Origin of the sequence: Virgibacillus proomii, assembly GCF_900162615.1 — a bacterium.
GTDB lineage: Bacteria > Bacillota > Bacilli > Bacillales > Amphibacillaceae > Virgibacillus > Virgibacillus proomii.
Window position 1 is genome coordinate 1097189 of sequence record NZ_FUFN01000009.1, and the last position, 20124, is coordinate 1117312.

15 protein-coding genes are annotated in these 20124 nt (G+C 34.2%); 5 read left to right on the forward strand and 10 right to left on the reverse strand.

All coding sequences use genetic code 11. The features are described from left to right. Window positions 1-95: 95 nt before the first annotated feature. From BN1066_RS20695 to BN1066_RS07580, 6 genes are all read right to left on the reverse strand, one after another. Window positions 96-389, reverse strand: coding sequence for a hypothetical protein (locus BN1066_RS20695; protein ID WP_245799729.1), 294 nt, complete (start codon window positions 387-389; stop codon window positions 96-98). 125 nt (window positions 390-514) lie between these two features. Beyond that, window positions 515-2344, reverse strand: a complete 1830-nt coding sequence (locus BN1066_RS07560; protein WP_245799730.1) for a UvrD-helicase domain-containing protein — start codon at window positions 2342-2344, stop codon at window positions 515-517. After that, complete coding sequence (locus BN1066_RS07565; RefSeq protein WP_077318819.1) at window positions 2325-4217, reverse strand: ATP-dependent nuclease; 1893 nt, start codon at window positions 4215-4217, stop codon at window positions 2325-2327. The genes BN1066_RS07560 and BN1066_RS07565 overlap by 20 nt, the downstream gene beginning before the upstream one ends. A 293-nt stretch (window positions 4218-4510) precedes the next feature. Further along, window positions 4511-7525: a type I restriction endonuclease subunit R gene (locus tag BN1066_RS07570; RefSeq protein ID WP_077318820.1), complete on the reverse strand. Its 3015-nt coding sequence runs from the start codon at window positions 7523-7525 to the stop codon at window positions 4511-4513. 12 nt (window positions 7526-7537) lie between these two features. Then, the gene (locus BN1066_RS07575; RefSeq protein ID WP_245799731.1) at window positions 7538-8803 is read right to left on the reverse strand and encodes a restriction endonuclease subunit S; all 1266 of its coding nucleotides are present in this window, start codon (window positions 8801-8803) and stop codon (window positions 7538-7540) included. After that, the gene (locus BN1066_RS07580) at window positions 8796-10580 is read right to left on the reverse strand and encodes a type I restriction-modification system subunit M (RefSeq protein WP_077318821.1); all 1785 of its coding nucleotides are present in this window, start codon (window positions 10578-10580) and stop codon (window positions 8796-8798) included. Before BN1066_RS07580 ends, BN1066_RS07575 begins: the two co-directional genes overlap by 8 nt. A 506-nt stretch (window positions 10581-11086) precedes the next feature. On the opposite strand from BN1066_RS07580, the gene BN1066_RS07585 reads away from it, so the two are divergent. After that, entirely contained in the window at window positions 11087-11356 is a 270-nt protein-coding gene (locus BN1066_RS07585) for a hypothetical protein (protein WP_077318822.1), read from the forward strand. A gap of 37 nt (window positions 11357-11393) precedes the next feature. After that, window positions 11394-11870, forward strand: coding sequence for a hypothetical protein (locus BN1066_RS19775; RefSeq protein ID WP_143695746.1), 477 nt, complete (start codon window positions 11394-11396; stop codon window positions 11868-11870). Here the strand turns inward: BN1066_RS19775 and rlmH are convergent. Then, window positions 11792-12271: a 23S rRNA (pseudouridine(1915)-N(3))-methyltransferase RlmH gene (gene rlmH, locus BN1066_RS07590; protein WP_077318823.1), complete on the reverse strand. Its 480-nt coding sequence runs from the start codon at window positions 12269-12271 to the stop codon at window positions 11792-11794. The genes BN1066_RS19775 and rlmH overlap by 79 nt on opposite strands. A 644-nt stretch (window positions 12272-12915) precedes the next feature. Here rlmH and guaC point away from each other — a divergent pair. Beyond that, a complete protein-coding gene (gene guaC / locus BN1066_RS07595; protein ID WP_077318824.1) occupies window positions 12916-13902 on the forward strand; it encodes a GMP reductase in 987 nt (328 codons plus the stop codon). Between the two features lie 584 nt (window positions 13903-14486). Here the strand turns inward: guaC and BN1066_RS07600 are convergent. Then, window positions 14487-15083 (reverse strand): class D sortase, encoded by a 597-nt coding sequence (locus BN1066_RS07600; RefSeq protein WP_077318825.1) that lies wholly within the window; start codon window positions 15081-15083, stop codon window positions 14487-14489. A gap of 571 nt (window positions 15084-15654) precedes the next feature. Here BN1066_RS07600 and metA point away from each other — a divergent pair. Further along, a complete protein-coding gene (gene metA, locus BN1066_RS07605) occupies window positions 15655-16569 on the forward strand; it encodes a homoserine O-acetyltransferase MetA (RefSeq protein ID WP_077318826.1) in 915 nt (304 codons plus the stop codon). A gap of 604 nt (window positions 16570-17173) precedes the next feature. Here the strand turns inward: metA and BN1066_RS20700 are convergent. Further along, window positions 17174-17515 (reverse strand): hypothetical protein, encoded by a 342-nt coding sequence (locus BN1066_RS20700; RefSeq protein ID WP_245799732.1) that lies wholly within the window; start codon window positions 17513-17515, stop codon window positions 17174-17176. Window positions 17516-18296: 781 nt separating this feature from the next. Between BN1066_RS20700 and BN1066_RS07620 the strand changes: the two genes are divergently transcribed. Beyond that, complete coding sequence (locus BN1066_RS07620; protein ID WP_077318828.1) at window positions 18297-18890, forward strand: DedA family protein; 594 nt, start codon at window positions 18297-18299, stop codon at window positions 18888-18890. 1 nt (window position 18891) lies between these two features. Here the strand turns inward: BN1066_RS07620 and BN1066_RS07625 are convergent, their stop codons facing one another. Then, window positions 18892-19671, reverse strand: a complete 780-nt coding sequence (locus BN1066_RS07625) for a phosphatidylserine decarboxylase (RefSeq protein ID WP_077318829.1) — start codon at window positions 19669-19671, stop codon at window positions 18892-18894. Window positions 19672-20124: the final 453 nt, after the last annotated feature.

The window sequence follows — 20124 nt, forward strand, 5'->3', positions numbered from 1 at the left end:
TTTTATTAAAAAATTGCCTTAGTCTATCAAACTTGATAGAGTCAGGTTCTACCAGTCCTTTATTATTTTTTATACTATCTTCATCCTTGGAGTAATCATTGAAATATACAGAAAGAAATAACTTTCAAAGTTCCCTCTACCAATGCACCAAGATTTACCCAAGCCAAAATTAGATCACCATCCCTTGCTCCATGTTGAGGTGAAATATCCCATCTTTTCAATGAGTAAGATAATGAAACTTGCCAATCTAATCTTGACTTGCTCAATAAATTCGCTGCTTCAATAGGCGCCCAACCAATACTATTAGACCAAAAGTTGTTTGCAAAGTTATTTAATTCTATAATCTTATCAACAGTTTCCGCATAATCTAATTGGTCAATTTTATCCATCACCTTACAAGTTTTTATTTCTTAAATAAACACTATATATTAATGAAAATACTTCCATTCTCATTACCTAAGACTTATACAGCTAATAACCTAATCCGCCATACCTTTTAGTAACTTTCTTAATTTTATGAGTAATATTCCTCCAACTGATCTTGATAAAAGCCAAGATCGAGTATTTCTTTATTATTCTTAGGAATAGCTAGCACCAATAGTTCTTGTGGCCTTGAACATGCTACAAATGCAAATCTATTTGCTTCTGTTCCTTGCTGGAGCCACTGCTCAAAATGACCTCCATCAGAGTTTTTTGAAACTGAAGAAACAAATAGAACAGCCTTATAAGATTCGCCTTTTACACCGTGAATCGTATCCACTTTTATCTTTGAATTAGAACTTGCTTTTCGTGCCAAAAGGCTTTTAGAAATTGGAGTCTCAGTAAGTTTATTAGGAGATCTCAATCTTGCAGATACTTTTTCGAAAGTAATTTGAACTTCTTTAAGTTCACTCATAAATAGTTTAAACTCAGTCTTTAAGACATTTTTAATCCAATCTTTCCATGTCTGCTCTTCGACACCGTTTTTCATGAAGTCACTAGAATCAACAAGCCTATCAAGAAAGTTTTTAAGTATTAAACGCCACTCCATTGGTTGATAAGCATAAGGTGTCTTAATATTCTCTCTCTTAATTCCTTTCCCTTCATAAACCAAATCAACCAATACATTTCCAAATGTTTGTAAAGCATATTGTTTATCTAAAACATTACTTGCTTGCCAGTGTGCCATTGCAGAAGCTATCTTATATGTAATACTATTCTTAACCTTGTTTAAGTTATTATTTTCTTCATAGCCTTTTAGTTTATTTACCAATGAAGAACCTCTAGCAATTACTGCTGCATCCTCGATATTTATATTTCTCATTTTTAATAAATTGATAAAAGCATCTCTGATTTTATGCATATCTTCATTTTTGTCATAAACCCAAAGCAAACAGCTTTTATTGAGACTTGATTTAGTACCAATTATTTGTTGTTTTTTAGATAGCTTGGTAATAACATCACATATTTGTTGCACACTTCTATAATTAGTACTTAATTCTAATTCTCGTAAACCCCATGTTATAATTTTTTCTCTTACATTTTCAGGAAATACGTTCCTAAATTCATATATTGATTGGTCTAAATCTCCCACTAAGTGGATTGAAACTCCTGCCTGTTTTAAAAGCTCAAAAATTTCAAGTTGAATCTCAGACAAATCTTGACATTCATCGATAATAATAAATGGGAATCTTTGTGCGATTAAATGCAATATATCAATTCTCTTCTGTAATACCTTATACGTCCAGTATTCTATATCTGAATATGTAACAAAGCCATCCTTAGCAAACTTTAATTTTCTTTCTATTAATGTACTAATTGTATATGCATTATTGTCAATCTTTACTTTGTCATTGGTAGGCAATAATTCATCATTTTTATCAAATGTATAATCTAATATTGAAACACTTTTATAACTATAATTTTTTATCCACGGACCATGATTTCCTTCTTGAATTAATTTATGAGTGTAGTCATTGTTTTGCCCAATAAAACCGGTAACTTCTTTAGCAAATGGATGAAAAATATATGCATGTATCCAACTATCAATCGTTCCGACAAAGTGAGGGTAACCAACAGACTTTTCTTCAAGATAGTAATTTGCTCTATTCTTTATTTCATCCGCAGCATTATTTGTAAAAGATAAAAATGCTATACCACTGGCTTTAGAAATCCAATTGTTTATTTCATAGGCAAATTTTAGACTAACAGAATGAGTTTTACCACTACCCGGACAGGCACTAAGGAAACAACCATAGTTTAATGGTTGTAATACAAAATCAGCTTGTTGTGATGAAGTATTTAGTATATCTTTATGTTTTAAAACGGATTGTATCAAATCAATTTTATTCGTTTGGTTTTTCAACAGTACTTGATTTGCCAGCTGTATTCACTCCCTTTTCTTCAAGTTTACATGCCCATAAAATTGCATTTTCAATATATTTAGGTACAGTGAAATCAATATCATCTTTTGCGAGTTTATAGGCCAATTGTTGTGAAAAAATACCTTTACCGCAAATCCTAGAATCATCTATTCTGTCCAATAAATATTTAGCCATTTTAGCTTTTTCACTATCAGCGGCACTTGGAAATAGTTTCATATTCTCCTTAATTTGTTTTTTTATAGACCCTTCAGTTTCTATGATATCAAGAAGGATATTGGACATTATAGAAAAGTTTTCCTCGTGTAGAGCTAGATCATACTCAAAGGTTTTCAAATTACTAAATAAACGGCAATACTCACTTTTATTTATATTTGTTTGTTGCTTTAAGGCTGAATTATTGCAATCACATTGGTTTTCATAAAAAGGGGTCGAATCCTTTACAGGATCACAGTCTGTAATTCCAGCACATCTAATAGGGATTCCTTCTCCACTTTTTTCTGCATTTATAAATAACTGAAAGAATGAATCAAAATATATGCCTCCCATATTTATTATTGAAACACTATACTCTTCTAATGAGTACTCTGAAATTTTATCTTTTGAGTCTAACTTTTTGTGTAAAACCCTTTTTGCTAACTCCGGAACAACTAGTGCCTCTGCAATCCCCTCAACTAGAATTATACCTCTTGCAAAAAGTAAAGTTGATTTAGTAATATCCATCCATCTCTGTAAAAAGAACTGTTGCTTTGGTTTTAGCCCCACATTCTTTAAGGGTACTATAACGGGACTTCTATTTAATTCATTTTTATTAACAACAAGCATATTATCAAAATCTATTGAAGCAGCTATTGTAGGGGAATGTGTAGTAACTATGACTTGAATCCCTTTAATCTCTGCTTGTTTCTGAATATATTCAAGAAGTTTTGTCTGAAGTTGTGGATGAAGGTGAGCTTCAGGTTCCTCTATAAGTAAGATTTCATTAGATATCTCTTGTTTACTTACGTCTTCTAATTCAGCAAGAACTGTTGCCAAATATAATAAATTGTTATAGCCCAGACTATTCTCAGACAGTTCTCTATAACTATCTATTGACGTGCTATCATCCAAAAATGGATAAAACAATAACTTTAGATTCTCAATAATTCTTTCAAATCGCGTATCTGAAAATGAAATACTGATATCTTGAGCGAGATTTTCTCCCAATGCCTCTACTAAACGTGATTTAATGTTAGTTTTTGCTTTTACAATTAATTCATCTTTTAACAGTTGTTGATTGTTTTGCTTAACCGTATCAACTAAACGTTCCTTTGCAGTATTTTCTGGGTCTATTTTTGTAATTAACCGGGATAATCTAGATCCCCTTACGTCTCTAAGACGATGCTCTGCATCTCTTAATGGCGGTAAATATGTACATTTAATAGATTTATATGTATCCCACTCAAAACTGCTACTAGATGAATTTCCGCCCCATATCTCTTTTTTGTAGTGTTTATTTTGAGTTGTTTTATTCTGTACTTTTAAGTGTAAAGTTGCTGTACTTAAATCCTCCGTTTTTAACCAAGGTAAATATGCAACTTGTTCAATAGACCTCATTTCAGAAAACTCTATATCTATTCGAAAGCTTACACTAGATTCATTATTCCCTTCATTACCAAATGAGTGCCAAAAGTCTCCTCCAGAAACCATTGATCTGCCAAACTCATCATCATTTAGTATTAATCGAATCGCATCAACGATTGCAGATTTCCCACTTCCATTTTCCCCTAAAATTACTGTAAGACCTTTATTTAACGGGATTTCTGTTTTTTCGTTAAAACACCGAAAGCCATCGATAATTAGTTTAGATATGTACACTATACTCCTCCTTATTTCTCAAGTAATAATGCTAGAAAGGCCTTTACTTTAATCCCATAATAGTAACTAACCAACCCAACATTGTAAAAAGTTTTTAAAAAAATGCCAGTCACCGATAAAAGTTTTTACCTAACTTTTCTTAAAATGACTGACATTCGCTGTGATAATCTATATTCATCTTTTGATTCTGTTAATCGTTGTATATCTCTATCCTTTACTTCCGTCTACCTTGCTTGACCTAGTTGATGATAATATACTCTTTTCTCAAAGAACTTTAAAAATCTATTGTTACATTACAATTCCGAACGCAACGTCTTATAAACATCCGCTGCAATAAATGCATAGACAGTTTTAAAGTACGAATCGTCAGATCCAATCAATCTTTGATACGCTTCCGTATTCTTCGTGTACTCATCCATTACTCGATCAAGAAATACATCTTTAAACAAGCTATTTTCAAACATTTCTTGGCTATTATTTTTAGCCATGTTTACTATTTTTGCATCCACTTCTTGAGTAAATGCCTTGTGCAATGTTTCCACAATTACTCGATCTTGTGGCGAAAAGTTATCTGGGAACCGTTTGTTAATTCGATGGATAATCTCTTCTAAGGAATCACGTTCTTCTACTGGCTTGACATTAGCATTAAATTCTTCAGGGTGTTTTAATTCCCCACCCTCTTCATTTTCAGCAACAAGCATGATTTCGCCTTCAAAATCCTTTTGCAGCTTATAATATTCAAGCTTTACTTTATCTGCAATATCCACCTTTTCACGCTTTTCTCTAGGGATAAACTTTAATAAATAACCTGTGTAAATGTTTTCTTCTAGTAATTCCATATCAAATGTACGATCTAACTGTGCAACATAGTTGTACCATTTACCAAAGTTACGTAATGTCACTCTGAATTCATATTGGGTATCTTCTGGTAAGTCTTCATAACGCTGAATGACAGGCTTGAATAAACTAGATAGGCGACCTAATAAACGCTCATCTTGTTTCTTTTGTGCTTGTTTCACTAATTTCATCACTTGTGCAATATCATCGTCATTATACAATGCAAATTTACGTAATTTACTTTGTGTGTCGTATATTAAATTTAAGTTTACTTCTTCTTTTAATGTCGTCACTTCATAGAAAGGTTGGAATGCTTCTAATATCTCTTCTTCTGTGTTCACAAAATCTAAGATAAATGTATCTTTCTTTCCTTGCATCGTTCTATTTAAACGGGATAGTGTCTGCACTGCTTTCACGCCACGTAATTTTTTATCAACAAACATCGTATGAAGTAATGGTTCGTCAAAACCTGTTTGATATTTTTCTGCAACTATTAATAAATTAAAGTCGTCCCCATGAAAAGTTTCTTTTAATTGATTTTCTTTTATCCGCTCGCCATCTTTCGTTACGTTCATACTCGATTCAGTATATTCATTGCCATCATCAGTGACAGTTCCCGAAAAAGCAACAAGGACATCTAGGTCTATGTATCCTTTTTCTTTAATATAAGCTTTAAATTCTTTCATATATCGAACAGCATGGAGACGCGACGGGGTAACAATCATCGCCTTCGCTCTACCACCGATCGCTTTTTTCGTTACTTCTCTAAACTGTTCAATCATTACTTCTGTTTTTTGTCGTAATACCCAAGGATGGAATGATTGATACCGGGCAATTGCTCGAACTGCTTCTGTTTTCGGTAATTCGGGATTTTCTTCTATTTCTTTTGCGATACGATAGGAAGTTTTATACGTCATATAGTTTTTTAATACATCTAAAATAAACTCTTCTTCAATCGCTTGTCGCATACTATAAACATGGAATGGTCTATAACTTCCATCCGCTTGTTTTGTACCGAACATTTCAATTGTTTTCTCTTTAGGGGTAGCCGTGAAAGCAAAGAAACTTAAATTATGATGTTGTCCTTGCGATAATAACGTTTGGACGAGTTGGTCTTGGTCATCTAAAGTTTGATTCTCAATATCTTCTTCAATTTCTTGATACTCTTTAAGCGATGCTTGTTTATCTGCTAGGGCTTGTTTTAACTTTTGTGCACTTCTACCAGTTTGCGAAGAATGTGCTTCATCGACTATGATCGCAAATCTTCTTCCTTCTACTACATCTACTTCTTGATAAATGACAGGAAACTTTTGTAGTGTTGTAATAATAATTTTCTTTTTATCATTAATTGCATTCTTTAAATCTTTAGATGTTTTATTATCTCCAATCGCTTCAACTTGTCCTGTCGTATGTTCATAACTCGTAATCGTATCTTGTAACTGTCGATCTAATACTGTTCGGTCGGTAACAATTATAATAGATGAATAGATTGGATTGTTCTCTCTATCATGTAAAGAAGCTAAATGATAGGCTAACCATGCGATGCTATTCGATTTCCCTGAACCTGCCGAATGTTGAATGAGATAGTTTTTCCCTGAACCATGCTCTTTTACATCTTGTACTAACTTATTTACTACATCTAATTGATGATAACGCGGGAAAATTAAAATGTTCTTTTTCACTTCGAAATTCATGAACCGTTCCAAAATATCCATGAATTGGTTCCTATGCAATACTTGTTCCCATAAATATGCTGTCGGGTATCCTTCTTTATTATGTGGGTTTCCTTTACCACCAACTTTTCCTGCACCATTTGAGCCTTGATTAAAAGGTAAAAAGTATGTTTTGTTTTTCACTAGTTTTGTCGTCATATACACTTCAAAATGATCGACAGCAAAATAAACTAAAAATCGTTTATTAAATTGAAAAACAATTTCACTTGGATCACGATTCGTTTCAAATTGCAATTTTGCATGTTCGACATTTTGTCCTGTATATTGATTTTTTAATTCTAAAGCGACAAGAGGAATGCCATTTACAGCTAATACCATATCGATTGTGTTTCGATTTTTGCTACTGTATGCAAACTGACGAATACATTGAAAACGGTTCGATTCAAACTGTTTAATATTTTCATAGCTTAAAGAAGAAACTGGTCGAAAATAAACAACTTTAAAAGACACACCACGATCTTTGATTCCTTTTCGAAGGACATGCAAAAGACCATGTGAATTTACTTCTTCATTAAATCGCTTTAAAAATTTGGTTTCTGCATCGGTACGGTAAATTTTTTCATAGCGCTTCCATGATTTTGGTTGCGTTTCACGAATAAATGACAATAGAACAGGAACATCTAACCCTTGTTGCGGATCGTAGTTTGTATCTATGAAGGCAGCCGATTCCCAGCCACCTTCATTTGTTAAGCTCGTTTCAATATCTCTTTCAAAACGATCTTCTTTGTTTTCAAGCACGTTCTTGCCCCCTCAAACTTCTCTTTTTCCAGTTACATATTCATAGATGAGAGATTTTTTATAGTTTTCTAGTTCTTCGATTGCCTTTACTTTTTTTGTGATTAATTTATCTATTTGTTTTATTTTATAGTTTAAATAATTTACTATTTCTAATTGTTCTTCTAAGGGTGGAACTGCAATTGGATAATTCATTATAAAATTTGTGGATACCCTTTGTAATCCGGCAACTCCAGTCATACTTGAAGAACCATATTGTATAAAGATGTCATTTCTTAAAAAATAAAACAGAAATTCTTGAATTACTCCCTTATCTTTGTTTCTTAATACAAATATTTCGGATGTGCCAAATCCAGTCTTATTCAGAAGGTTTTTAGCAACTGCGATATTACCATTTTCAAAAGATGGTCTAACTTTTGCTATTACAATGTCTCCCTCAGCAAAATACGTATACTTATTTTCTAGTTTTTCTGTTTTATCTTTTTCTGTATTTATTATAAATCCATTTTTTAACTTATTCATTGGTAAAAAAGTTGCTTCGCTAGGCAATTTACATAAATGCTCATGTTTTGATGGGTCTATTTCTACATGGTATTTTATTTTTGATAAAGTCCAATGTTTTGGATGATATTTAATCTCTTCTCTATCAACACTTTCCATTTCAACATCTGATTTTAAACCTTTTGTAACTGTTTCTGTAATAATAGATTGTTTATATCTTTTAAATTCTTCAATTGATAGTTTTGTTTCATTTATTATGCTATCTATTTTCTTAATAATAGTATCCAGTTTCTTCCCAATTTTTACTTGCTCGTCAATATCTGGAATTGGTATTGAAATATTCTTCATTTTATCCCATCTTGTGGACCATAGATCTGCAACAATCCCTGAACCCCATCTATAAAATTCTTCTGCAAATGAATAGTTTTTTAATAAATACTTTGTATATTCTTTAGACATTGAATTAGAATAGATTACCGTATTAATTACTGATACAGACCCGTTTGAATACGCTATGCCAGCTGACATTTTTCTATCTGACCTAGAATTAATAACAAAATCATCTTTAAGGACTAATTTCCTGTTAATATGATCAGATGATTTCGCAGCAGTTTCTAATTGTGGAACAACTCCATCTTTAGTAACTGATAATGGCTCATAATCCAAATCTGAAACTTTTTCATTTCTTTCAATATAGTGTGCTCCGATTTTTGAAATTTCCCAATGCTTTGGTATCTCCCCAATCCACTCAACACCTGAGTCTTTCATTTCTCTAGTCAACGTTACTCACATCCTTGCTCGATAACGCTTGGAAGTTCGCAACAATCGATTCTTCTAATTTTTTAATTCTTTCAGCTATTACTTCAGAAGGTTCCGGTGGAGTAAATTCATAGAACAATCGTGTAAAAGGTATCTCATAACCAATTTTATCTCTCTTTCTATCCATCCATGCATCTGGGTTAAATGGTAATACTTCCCGTTCAAAATAGGCATCAATGTCTTCTTTTAATGGAATATCTTCTGTATCACGTAATTTCGTATCTGCTACAGGTTTATTTTTCTTCAAGATGACATTTCCATCTTCATCACGTTGCGGACTTTCTACCGTTACACGTGTATAGCCGAAATCCTCATTATCAAGAATCTTTGACTCTACTATTTTTTCACCTAATCTATATTCTTTATTATCAAATTCACCATATGCTTGCACAATCATATGTCTACATTCTTCAGAAATATCTACACGCTTTTCCCCAATATTCTTCCTTCGTTTTTCAAACGTTTTTGAAGCGTCTATTAGTTGTACTTTTCCTTCACGTTCGGGGGATTTGTTTTTTGTAATTACCCAAATATATGTTGATATCCCTGTGTTATAAAATAAGTCATTCGGTAATTGGACAATTGTTTCCAACCAATCATTTTCAATGACATATTGCCGAATACTGCTCTCTCCCCCACCTGGATTGCCTGAAAATAGCGCCGAACCATTATGAATAATCGCCATTCTTCCTGCCTCTTTTAGCTTTGAGATCCCATTTAATTGAAAGAGTAATTGGCCATCACTTATTTTCGGCAGTCCGACACCAAAACGTCCGTTTTCTCCTAATGCATGTTCAGCCTTTACAGCCTTTTGATCCCTTTTCCAATCGCTGCCAAAAGGTGGATTGGAAATACAGTAATCAAATTCATATCCATCAAATTGATCATTTGATAAAGTACTTCCTATTGCCATATTGTCTGGATTCCCGCCACGAATCATCGTATCTGCTTTAGCAATTGCATATGTTTCTGGATTTAATTCTTGTCCATATGTTCTTACTTCTGCATTTTCGTTAAAATCCCGGATGCGTTCTTGCATTGCTGATAACATTTGTGACGTTCCCATCGTTTGATCGTACACCGTTTTTACAACATCTTCTCCTGTTAGCGTATCTCTATCTTCAATTAAAAGTAAATCTGTCATTAAATAAATAATATCTCGACTTGTGAAATGTTCCCCTGCTTCTTCGTTATAACTCTCTGAAAATTTACGAACTAATTCCTCGAAAATATATCCCATATCTGTACTAGTTACTTTATCTGGACCAAGATATGATTCTTTTTTATTAAATTCTTGAATGACATGAAATAGCGCATCATTATCAGCTAATGTAGAAATTTCAACATCGAATTTAAAGTTTGCTAAAATATCTAGCATATTATCTGAAAAACTATTTAAATAAGCTCGGAAGTTTGTCTCGATATTTGCTGGATCTGCTAATAATGTATCAAATGTATATACGCTAGTATTGTAGAAGGAATAACCCGATGCTTGTGTTAAAAAACGATGTCGAAAAACTTCATTCAAATCTTTACATTGCTCTGACGCTTTAAGCACTTTATCACGTGTTGGTAATAACGTATCGTGCAATCGCTTAATTACGGTCATGGGTAAAATCACTTTTCCATATTCGTGTGGTTTGTATAACCCTCTTAATATATCAGCAACGTTCCAAATTAAATTGGCCTGTTTTTGTACATTTATCGTCGTTTGTGCATTACGTTGTTTTTCTGTCATGATGTAACTTCCTTTCTCCGTCCTGTAACTAATTATCTACATATATATTACCATATTTCATTTAAAGTCATGATAATGGAATAGAACACCTATAACGAGAATAAAACCAATAGTAATTAAGTATAAATAAATTCTATATCAAACATTAAAAGAAATGTTTCTATTTATGATTGAAAGATTGAATCTAGAATAGTAGATCAATTATAAGAATATGCTTATAATTTGTCGAACCAATCTTTCTCCCCATTTGGTTTGATGCACCTAAAATCTCTATCTGAAATTTGAAGGTGAATTAGTGCACTGTCAAATTGACGGGAGAGAAAACGAAGAAAAGGCACAAATCCAAACTACATAGTAGTCAAAGGAATACACGAGCCAATTATTGCTGAAGATACTTCGGATAAGGCAAACACATTAATGAAGCAACGTCAACAGGAGCGCCACGACAATATACTGAGAACATCCCATTAACATCAATTGCAAAATGTCCAGAATGTGGATCATATATGGCAAGCGCTTCGGTTCCAGGCATAAAGATGGCACTAAATTACGTTATTATGTTTGCGGTCGCTATCATAACGGTGGAAAAGCAGTATGCAATCCTAACACTGTTAACGCTAGTGTTAGAACAATCAGTATATGATAGGCTTGCTAAAACTTTACAATCCGATTCCGTCATTGATGCAATCACAGATTCAATAAATAAGCAAATTGCTAAACAATATACTAAAAATGTTACTAGTGTTGAAGCTAGTATGATAAAAACGTATAGCTGAATTAGAGTCTCAAAAGAAAAGGATTCAGGATAGTGTAATGACTGGATCAGGATTTTACACATCTGAAGAAGCTAAAGAAAGATTTGCTGAACTCCGTATGGAAAAAACTGATTTAAAGGATTCATTAGCAAAGCTACTAAGTGAGCAAAAAGTGAATGATATTCTGGTAAAAGAGGTCAGTACAGATTTTATACGCGAGCAACTTAAAGAATTCCTAGAACTCAAAGATCGATTAAATGTAATAAAGTTCAGACAACTTCTTGCAGCATCTATCAAAAGAATTGATATTAGCAATAAAAAGCTAAAAGATATTCAATTTTATTTTATTGCACATATCCCAGAAAGTAGGAGTCCTAGCGACTCCTACTTTCTGGGATATGGTTACAAACAACTCCCATCTTACTTCGGGGATTATATTTTAAAGAAAACCACTACCTATTTGTGGTACGGTTCTCCCCGATTAATCCGAAATGCTCTATACACCTGCTCCAACAGAATGAACCGCATCACCTGATGCGGAAAGGTCATTTTTGAAAAAGATAGAGCTAAATCACTACGTTTTTGTACCTCTGCACTGATTCCAAGCGACCCGCCAATGACAAAGGCTATTTTGCTTTTCCCATAGGTGGCGAGCTCATCCAATTTGCTGGCAAATTGTTCTGAAGTGAGCATTTTGCCGTTAATTTCTAACGTAATGACATATGTATCTGGTTGAATATGACTTAAAATGCGTTCGCCTTCTTTTTGCTTAACATCTAACATTTGCGCTTCACTTAGGTTTTCTGGTGCTTTTTCATCCGCCACTTCAATGATCTTTACTTTTGCGTATGTGCTTAAGCGTTTTAAATATTCTTGTATGCCTTGCTTCAAGTACTTCTCTTTTAATTTTCCTACTGATACAATCGTGATTTTCATTATGTATGACGTCCTTCACAGATCTCGTTTTTCCTTAGTTTACCACAATGCAATTGTATCTTTAATCCAATCTAATAAATTTAAGCCCTGTATAAAATGATTCTTTCTGCTAAAGAAGAGAGAATACTTTGCCTCGAATCAAGCTAAGTACAGCCCAAAGGCCCCTATCACATCATTCATTAAGTATTAGCTTTACAAAGACAATCCCACCACGATATACATAGCAAAGATAAAGACTACGCTACTTGTCACAAGAATTCCAGTTGCCGTTTTTGAAAGCCTCTTTACCTGTTTCCCTTTATACCAACCGGAGAATTGAAACTTGTTTCGATAAAGACTTGGCGATAAGCCAAGTTTTTCTAAACATAAACAAACCGAACAATTATAGAATAATTGTTCGGTTTTTGCTATTTCGTATTTGCTTATGTCCCTGCCCCTTTTTCGTTACTCGATTTTTTAAATTCCCTATTGAAGATCTCTCCCCACAATTTCACCATCTAAAATCTCAACTATTCTCATTTCCTTATCGTTTTTAAACCCTTCGAAATAAAACTTTGACTTCTTGTGCAAAATCGTGTACATTACTAATGTACGAACGTTAAATAAAAATATTTTATTATTATTCGGATTTAGAGGTGTAAAGCATGGAAAATGTATTTGATTACGAAGATATTCAATTAATTCCTGCAAAATGTATTGTTAGCAGTCGTTCAGAATGTGATACAAGTGTCACCTTAGGAGGGAATACGTTTAAATTACCTGTCGTTCCTGCAAATATGCAAACAATCATTGATGAAAAAATTGCGATCATGTTAGCTGAAAATGGCTATTTTTATATTATGCATCGTTTTAAACCAGAAAAGCGTATCGACTTCATAAAAGATATGCGAAGTCGTGGACTCATTGCATCCATTAGTGTTGGTGTCAAGGAAGAAGAATATGCGTTTGTTGAAAAGCTGGCAGAAGAAAAGCTGGTACCAGAATATATTACGATCGATGTTGCCCATGGGCATTCGGATTTGGTTATTAATATGATTAAGCATATTAAAAAATATTTACCAAACAGTTTTCTTATTGCTGGAAACGTAGGAACGCCGGAAGCTGTGAGAGAACTGGAAAATGCCGGTGCTGACGCAACCAAGGTCGGTATTGGACCAGGAAAGGTATGTATTACGAAAATTAAAACTGGCTTTGGTACAGGGGGCTGGCAATTGGCAGCTCTCCGCTGGTGTGCAAAGGCAGCAAGTAAGCCAATTATTGCTGATGGTGGAATTCGTACACATGGCGATATTGCCAAATCGATCCGTTTTGGAGCGTCCATGGTAATGATTGGTTCTCTTTTTGCCGGACACGAAGAATCACCAGGTGAAACGATTGAAAGAGATGGAAAAATTTTGAAAGAATATTTTGGATCTGCTTCCGAATTTCAAAAAGGTGAAAGAAAAAATGTCGAAGGTAAAAAAATGCTTGTAGAACATAAAGGTTCTTTAAAAGACACATTAAGGGAAATGGAACAGGATTTACAATCATCTATTTCCTACGCTGGCGGAAAAAAACTGGAAGCGATTCGCAATGTGGATTACGTCGTGGTAAAAAATTCTATCTTTAACGGCGATAAAATTATTTATTAAATACGTGTTCAAAAAAAGGATTGAAGGTCGGTTATGACCCAACGTCAGAACAAAAGCTAGCAGTGATTAGTAACGTACAAACGGCGGATCTTCTGACGGGATAAAGTGAAACTTCATTCCATGGTACGCCTTTCACGGAATGTTTAGAACCTTAATGGTATGATCTAAAGACCCTTGAACGAATCGGGCATTTAGGTGTCGTTTTTCCAATTTAGACTTCATCGCATTTTCTAAAATCTTGAAGTTTGTAGTCTTGCAGCACCTTACATCGAGTAATGCTTCATTCAAGGGGAGTGCTTTTCTCCTTGAAAAACCGCGGTGTATTGCTGGCGGAGCTTCTCTGTCCTTGAGAAACCGGAATGTATTGCTGTCGTAGCCTTCCACGTCCTTGAACAGTAGATCAAAGATGCTTTCTATACAAATTTTATAAATTCCTAAACAATAAGAAGCCTTAGCACAAAAAGTTGTGTCTGAGGCTTTTTTATGAGCATTGATTTACTATCGCTACATGATATGTTTTACCAAAACTTCGATCGCCAATTATATGGAATTTATTTCAAAGCTAAATACCAGTTACAGTCTATTTATTTGCCCTTTGTGCTAATTAAATTTCCTTTTGTCGCAATTCGTTCTTTTCCATCAATTGTACAAGTAATTAATGTTATTTCCGCTTGTCCTTTTTTATCTTCTAAAACCTGTACTTCTGTTGGTTCGATTACCTCGGATGAATTTACCTGGTATACAAAAGTCTGCTCTTTTGTATGTAATAACACTTCATCACCTTTAACAACCTCTGGCAGATTTCGAAAATGGCGATCTCCGCGATACCCGCGATGTCCAGCAATCGTAAAATTATTTTTACCTGGTGTTTGATTCGGCTTCATTTGCGTTAATGCAACACTTAAATTTTCATTCGTAGTCTCTGTTAACACTTTTTGTTTTAAATGGATGGATGGTATTTCAAGTTCTACTACCCCGTCTAATTCTTCCTTAGAAAATGGTAAATTATCAATAGATGATAAATCTACATCTTCTCCATCAGCGTTGGCAATCATAGCAAGCGCTTCTTCCAAAGCGGTTACTTCCTTTTGCTGTTTCCATTCATAATAAAATGGAATGGAAATTAGAACAAGCCCGATAAGTATAAATAAAATCCCTACCTTTATTTTTGTGTTTTTCACATCGACTCCCCCTTACAGCTACTTTCCAATCTCTGTTAATTCCTTTTCACTATTTACAAGATTTTTAATTCCTACATATCTGTTTACCCTATATCTAAGATGTGGTTAATAGAACAGAAGCATTGACAGCGGCACATCGCAAGAATAAAAAGCATTGTCTTTTTCAATAACAGAGAAGGTATGCAAGCGATACATCGTGGTTTTCGAGGATAAAGGTAAAGCTCTATTGCATGAGGATGTTTTGCTTAATCCGAGTTACTGAAAACATAATTTCCGTTGTTTGATTAACAATATTTTTATTAATTTCGATTTCTCTACGATTCATTTTTAAGAAGTTTTCTAGATGCTTATTTTAAAGGATAGAGCTATACAAATTCTTTACAAAAATGGACGATGGTATTGCCTTCATACAAGTTAAAATCGTATTCCGCTACAATTTCCCAAATATTACAAAAACCATAGTCGACCATACTTTACGTTTCATTACCGATTTCTTTTTTCAAGCACGGTATAGATCTTCTTCATAACTTGCTATATAATAGTAAAAATACGTAAATAAGGAGGGTTCCTAGTGCCAATTACAATTCCAAAGCAGTTGCCAGCACATGACATATTGGAAAAAGAAAATATTTTTATTATGGATACGGTTCGTGCTACAACAAAAGATATTCGTCCATTAAATATCGTGATTGTTAATTTAATGCCGGAAAAAGAACGTACGGAAACTCAATTGTTGCGGCTATTGGGGAATTCTCCCTTACAGGTTCTCGTGACATTTTTGCATACCGCAACACATGATTCAAAAACGGTTAGCAAGTCGCATTTGAAACAGTTTTATCATACGTTTGATGCTATTAAAGATAAACGGTATGACGGCATGATTATAACCGGTGCACCTGTGGAGTTGTTATCCTTTGAAGAAGTAAATTATTGGGAAGAGCTTCAAAAGATTATGGAATGGTCTAAAACGCATGTCAGCTCAAGCTTGCATATTTGCTGGGCTGCTCAAGCAGCGCTTTATTATCACTATGGAGTTGGGAAACATGAGCTTTCTGGCAAATGCTCAGGCGTATTCGCCCATCAGGTTTTTCATCCAACAGTAGAGCTGATTCGGGGCTTTGATGATGAGTTTTTAGCACCACATTCTCGTTATACTGGAACACCAATGAAAGCGATTCAGAATGATAATCGGTTAACATTGCTGGCTGCTACGAAAGAAAATGATCCGTTCATTATTATTTCAAATGATAAAAAGCATATTATGATAACTGGTCATTTAGAGTATGACAATGATACACTTGCTGAGGAATACCATCGTGATCGGAAAAAAGGATTGAACCCAGCCATTCCTAAAAACTATTTCCCAAATAACAATTTAGAAGAAGTACCATTAAATCGCTGGCGCTCGCATGCACATCTATTATTCTCTAACTGGCTGAACTACTATGTATATCAAGAAACACCTTATGTATGGGAATTGAGCTAGGGAATGACTTCAAGCTACTCGTTTTGCGACTATTATTCTCATGAATACGGAGAGCCGGTGTTGACTGATCGTAGAAAAGAAATCGAAATTTGCTTATACGCTCCAGTAATTAAGCTAGACGATGCTACTTTCAAAAAAGATATCCACCATGCAGAAACAGCTATGATTTCTTATATCAGAACAAAGGCTAAAATCGCAATGTTCTTGAAACATCGCGAAGTGTCTGTCGAAGTTTTCTCCTGTCCTTGAAAAAGAAGAACGCTTTTCTTATGCGATATATTGCTGACGAAGCATACTCTATCCTTGAAAAAGAATAACACTCTTTCTGCATGCGATGTGATGTGCTTAGTCAGGATGTATATCTATCTTGTTGACCAAAGAATCAGGCATTTAGGTGCCGTTATCCCCCTTCAACTTCTTCGTAATTTCTATAACTCTTGAAGTGGGAATCTTACGGCACCTTGCATGCAGGACAAATTTTTTAAAAGATTAGCTCCTACTTCATCTTACTTTAACTTTCCCTGCTAGCAGGGAAATTACTGCAGACAATGAAATTCAATGCGCTATTTTTATACGTCTTTTGAACATTCTCCTAAAAAAATTATTACCAGTAGTATGGTGGATAATAATATGGAGCTCCTAGTCCGCCTACTAATGATCCGGCTAACAGTCCGCCGGCTAACCCGCCAACAAATGGTCCAACGCCAAATCCAAATCCTGGTCCAAAGAAAGGTCTTGGACCAAAGAATGGCCTTGGTCCAAAGAATGGCCTTGGACCGAATATTGGTATGCGCCAGTCATCCCCTACATATTGCTCTTGATCAAAAGCTTGCAATTGGTGTTCATCTGTATAAAATGCTTGATCATGCGGATAATAATAATTTTCCTGCACATTAGCCACTTGATTCCATTCATTCATCTCATTCATCTCATTCATCTCATTCATCAAAATTCCCTCATTTCTTTTTATGCTATGTAATCACTATATGCATTTGCCTATATAAGTTATTGGGCGCTTATACCAATAATATGTAAAATATGTTAAGGGAATTTTGCCACTGCCATATCCATCCTCTTATTTTCTAAGTCATATACAACAGCACTTTAAAGCTTCTAAAATCCTGCTATATACTAAAACTATACAGGATCAAGTTTTAGAAGAAAAAAAGAATGGAAAAGGGAATTTAATCACTTTTGGAAACGGTTAGGATCATTTTAAGCTGAACCTCATATCTCCTCATTCCTGAAACTTGCAAACTTTTTTCTATTCTTATATCGATATCGATTTCTTCTACAACAAATACAGCGAAAAGCGTCCTTAGCGAAATGCGATACAGAAAATCACTACATTTACATTAAAATCGCATCATGCAGACAGCAAAGCAACAATCGTTCATCATTCAAGGAATTTCTCCAAAGAAAAAACGAATTAATCTTTTAGCATTACTAAGAAAGTACTACATTTCTCCAAAAAGAAGAAGAACCAAGTAAAACAGGGTTAATTGAGTCATATCCTGTATCTTTGATTAACATTGCCTATACTCGTTTATCAACTTGACGTAAATTATATAGCAAGTAATGTTTGCCGATGCTATAATTTGTAAAGGAGAGTGACCTACCCTATATAGCCCTATTTAATTCATTTAAAATAGGGAAACCTTTTAAATAGGTAGGACCCATCTTGATAATTTATAAGCTTTCATTGCAAAAAGGAAAAGAGGATTAGCATGTCAGATCTAGGGAGTCTTGTTACACAATACGGCTATATTGGAATATTTACTGTTCTCGTCTTAGGTATTATCGGACTTCCCCTGCCTGATGAGGTACTACTCACATACGTAGGCTATAGTGTGTATTTAGGCAGAATGTCACTAAAGTATTCCATTTTCATTGCTATTTTAGGCTCTATCATCGGAATTTCTATTAGCTATTTGCTGGGAAAGAAGCTAGGAATTCCGTTTATTAAACGATTTGGCCCAAAATTACGTATAAAAGAAAAAAATATTATTTGGGCTCAAAATAAGTATAAAAAGTATGGGGGATTTTTTCTTCTAATTGGTTATTTTATCCCTGGAGTCAGACATATAACTGCCTATTTAGCTGGTATATCCAATTATCGTTATTCGTATTTTGCCATCTTTGCCTATTTAGGTGCTGTTATCTGGGCATCTGCGTTCATTATTTTAGGAACAATATTAGGAAATAACTGGGAAATTATTGAACGGGTATTCTATCATGCTTCGAAAGCATTTTGGATTTTGCTTTTTATCGTTCTCGTATCCATCTATATAATAAGATCAAAAAAGAAATCAAAAACGTGAACTAATTAAGAAATAAAAGTCTTTCCCCATATTTTATTTCTTCTCCTACAGTCACATTTGTCGCGAATTGAAGGTGTTCATTTTCCATTAACAAAATGACTGTGGAACCGAATGAGAAATAAGCTAACTCATCTCCTGGTTCTAGCTCTTTTGATTGGTTCGTAAGGTGGATACTATTCACATTTAATGCTCCAACTTTAACGACTGCAATATTTTGGAGCTCACTCTCTATTTCTGTAACCGTTCGGCGATTCGTTGAAAGCGGTTTGTTGCCGTATTTTATTCCAAGCGAATTAACAGGATAGGATTTTCCACCTAGGGTCCAGCTGTTCGTAATCCTCCCTTTTACAGGACTATGAATTCTATGATAATGATGAGGAGATAAATATAAAATGATATATTTACCTTTCTTATAGGTTGCTGCTATCTCTTCACTACCTAGCATTTCTTCTAAATTTAGTTGTCGATTTTTTACCTTATATTTTTCCACCTCACTTACAGATCCAAAAGCACTAACTACACCATCTACCGGGCTAACGATTACATGCTTATGATTATCAATAGCTCTTATCTCCGATTTTAGCTCTCTAGTAAACAAATGCTGAAGGCTATGGTATTCAGACAACGGTAATTTCATTTCTGCCTGGTTGATATGATAAACTTTTACAAACAACGGAATGAAAATGCGACTCCATTTAGACGTTGTCACACGTATAAGTAATCGGGACATAAAACGATTTCCAGTCAATTCTACAAATATCTTAAAAAGCCACTTAAGCAATGATTGAATCCTCCTATATAAAATAAATTATCTGTGATACTCTTCTCTAAATATAGTATAATTGGCTTTGACATCTGAGTAAATGGTATGCTTATTATAAACTATTTACCTATGAACCTGTTCAAAAAGCGTGGTAAAAATGACATAGACAGTTTTGTCAGCTTGTTTCTTATGCTACACTTGTCTTGTACTTCGTAATGTTGTTAGAGATGGCGGCTCACCGATAAAGTTTTACTCATGTATCCAAATGTATGTGTAAAAAGCACGCTGGAAACGTCTTTTCAGTATGTTTAGGACATAAACATTCGCTGCGAGTCAGCAATGAAGGGATTGGCTTGGATGAGGACGTATCAACAGATCAACAAAAGCCATATCAATTTGATTTTTTTCGTCCTTTTTATCCCCCTTTTTGCACACATACATATACTATAACAATAGATTTTTAGGGGGGCA

What these genes read in the sequence shown, in the direction of transcription:
- BN1066_RS07585 (WP_077318822.1), top strand. Translation starts at nt 11,087, where the DNA reads ATGGCAAGCGCTTCGGTTCCAGGCATAAAGATGGCACTAAATTACGTT.
- guaC (WP_077318824.1), top strand. Translation starts at nt 12,916, where the DNA reads ATGGAAAATGTATTTGATTACGAAGATATTCAATTAATTCCTGCAAAA.
- BN1066_RS07620 (WP_077318828.1), top strand. Translation starts at nt 18,297, where the DNA reads ATGTCAGATCTAGGGAGTCTTGTTACACAATACGGCTATATTGGAATA.
- rlmH (WP_077318823.1), bottom strand. Translation starts at nt 12,271, where the DNA reads ATGAAAATCACGATTGTATCAGTAGGAAAATTAAAAGAGAAGTACTTG.
- BN1066_RS20695 (WP_245799729.1), bottom strand. Translation starts at nt 389, where the DNA reads ATGGATAAAATTGACCAATTAGATTATGCGGAAACTGTTGATAAGATT.
- BN1066_RS07580 (WP_077318821.1), bottom strand. Translation starts at nt 10,580, where the DNA reads ATGACAGAAAAACAACGTAATGCACAAACGACGATAAATGTACAAAAA.
- BN1066_RS20700 (WP_245799732.1), bottom strand. Translation starts at nt 17,515, where the DNA reads ATGAATGAGATGAATGAGATGAATGAGATGAATGAATGGAATCAAGTG.
- BN1066_RS19775 (WP_143695746.1), top strand. Translation starts at nt 11,394, where the DNA reads ATGACTGGATCAGGATTTTACACATCTGAAGAAGCTAAAGAAAGATTT.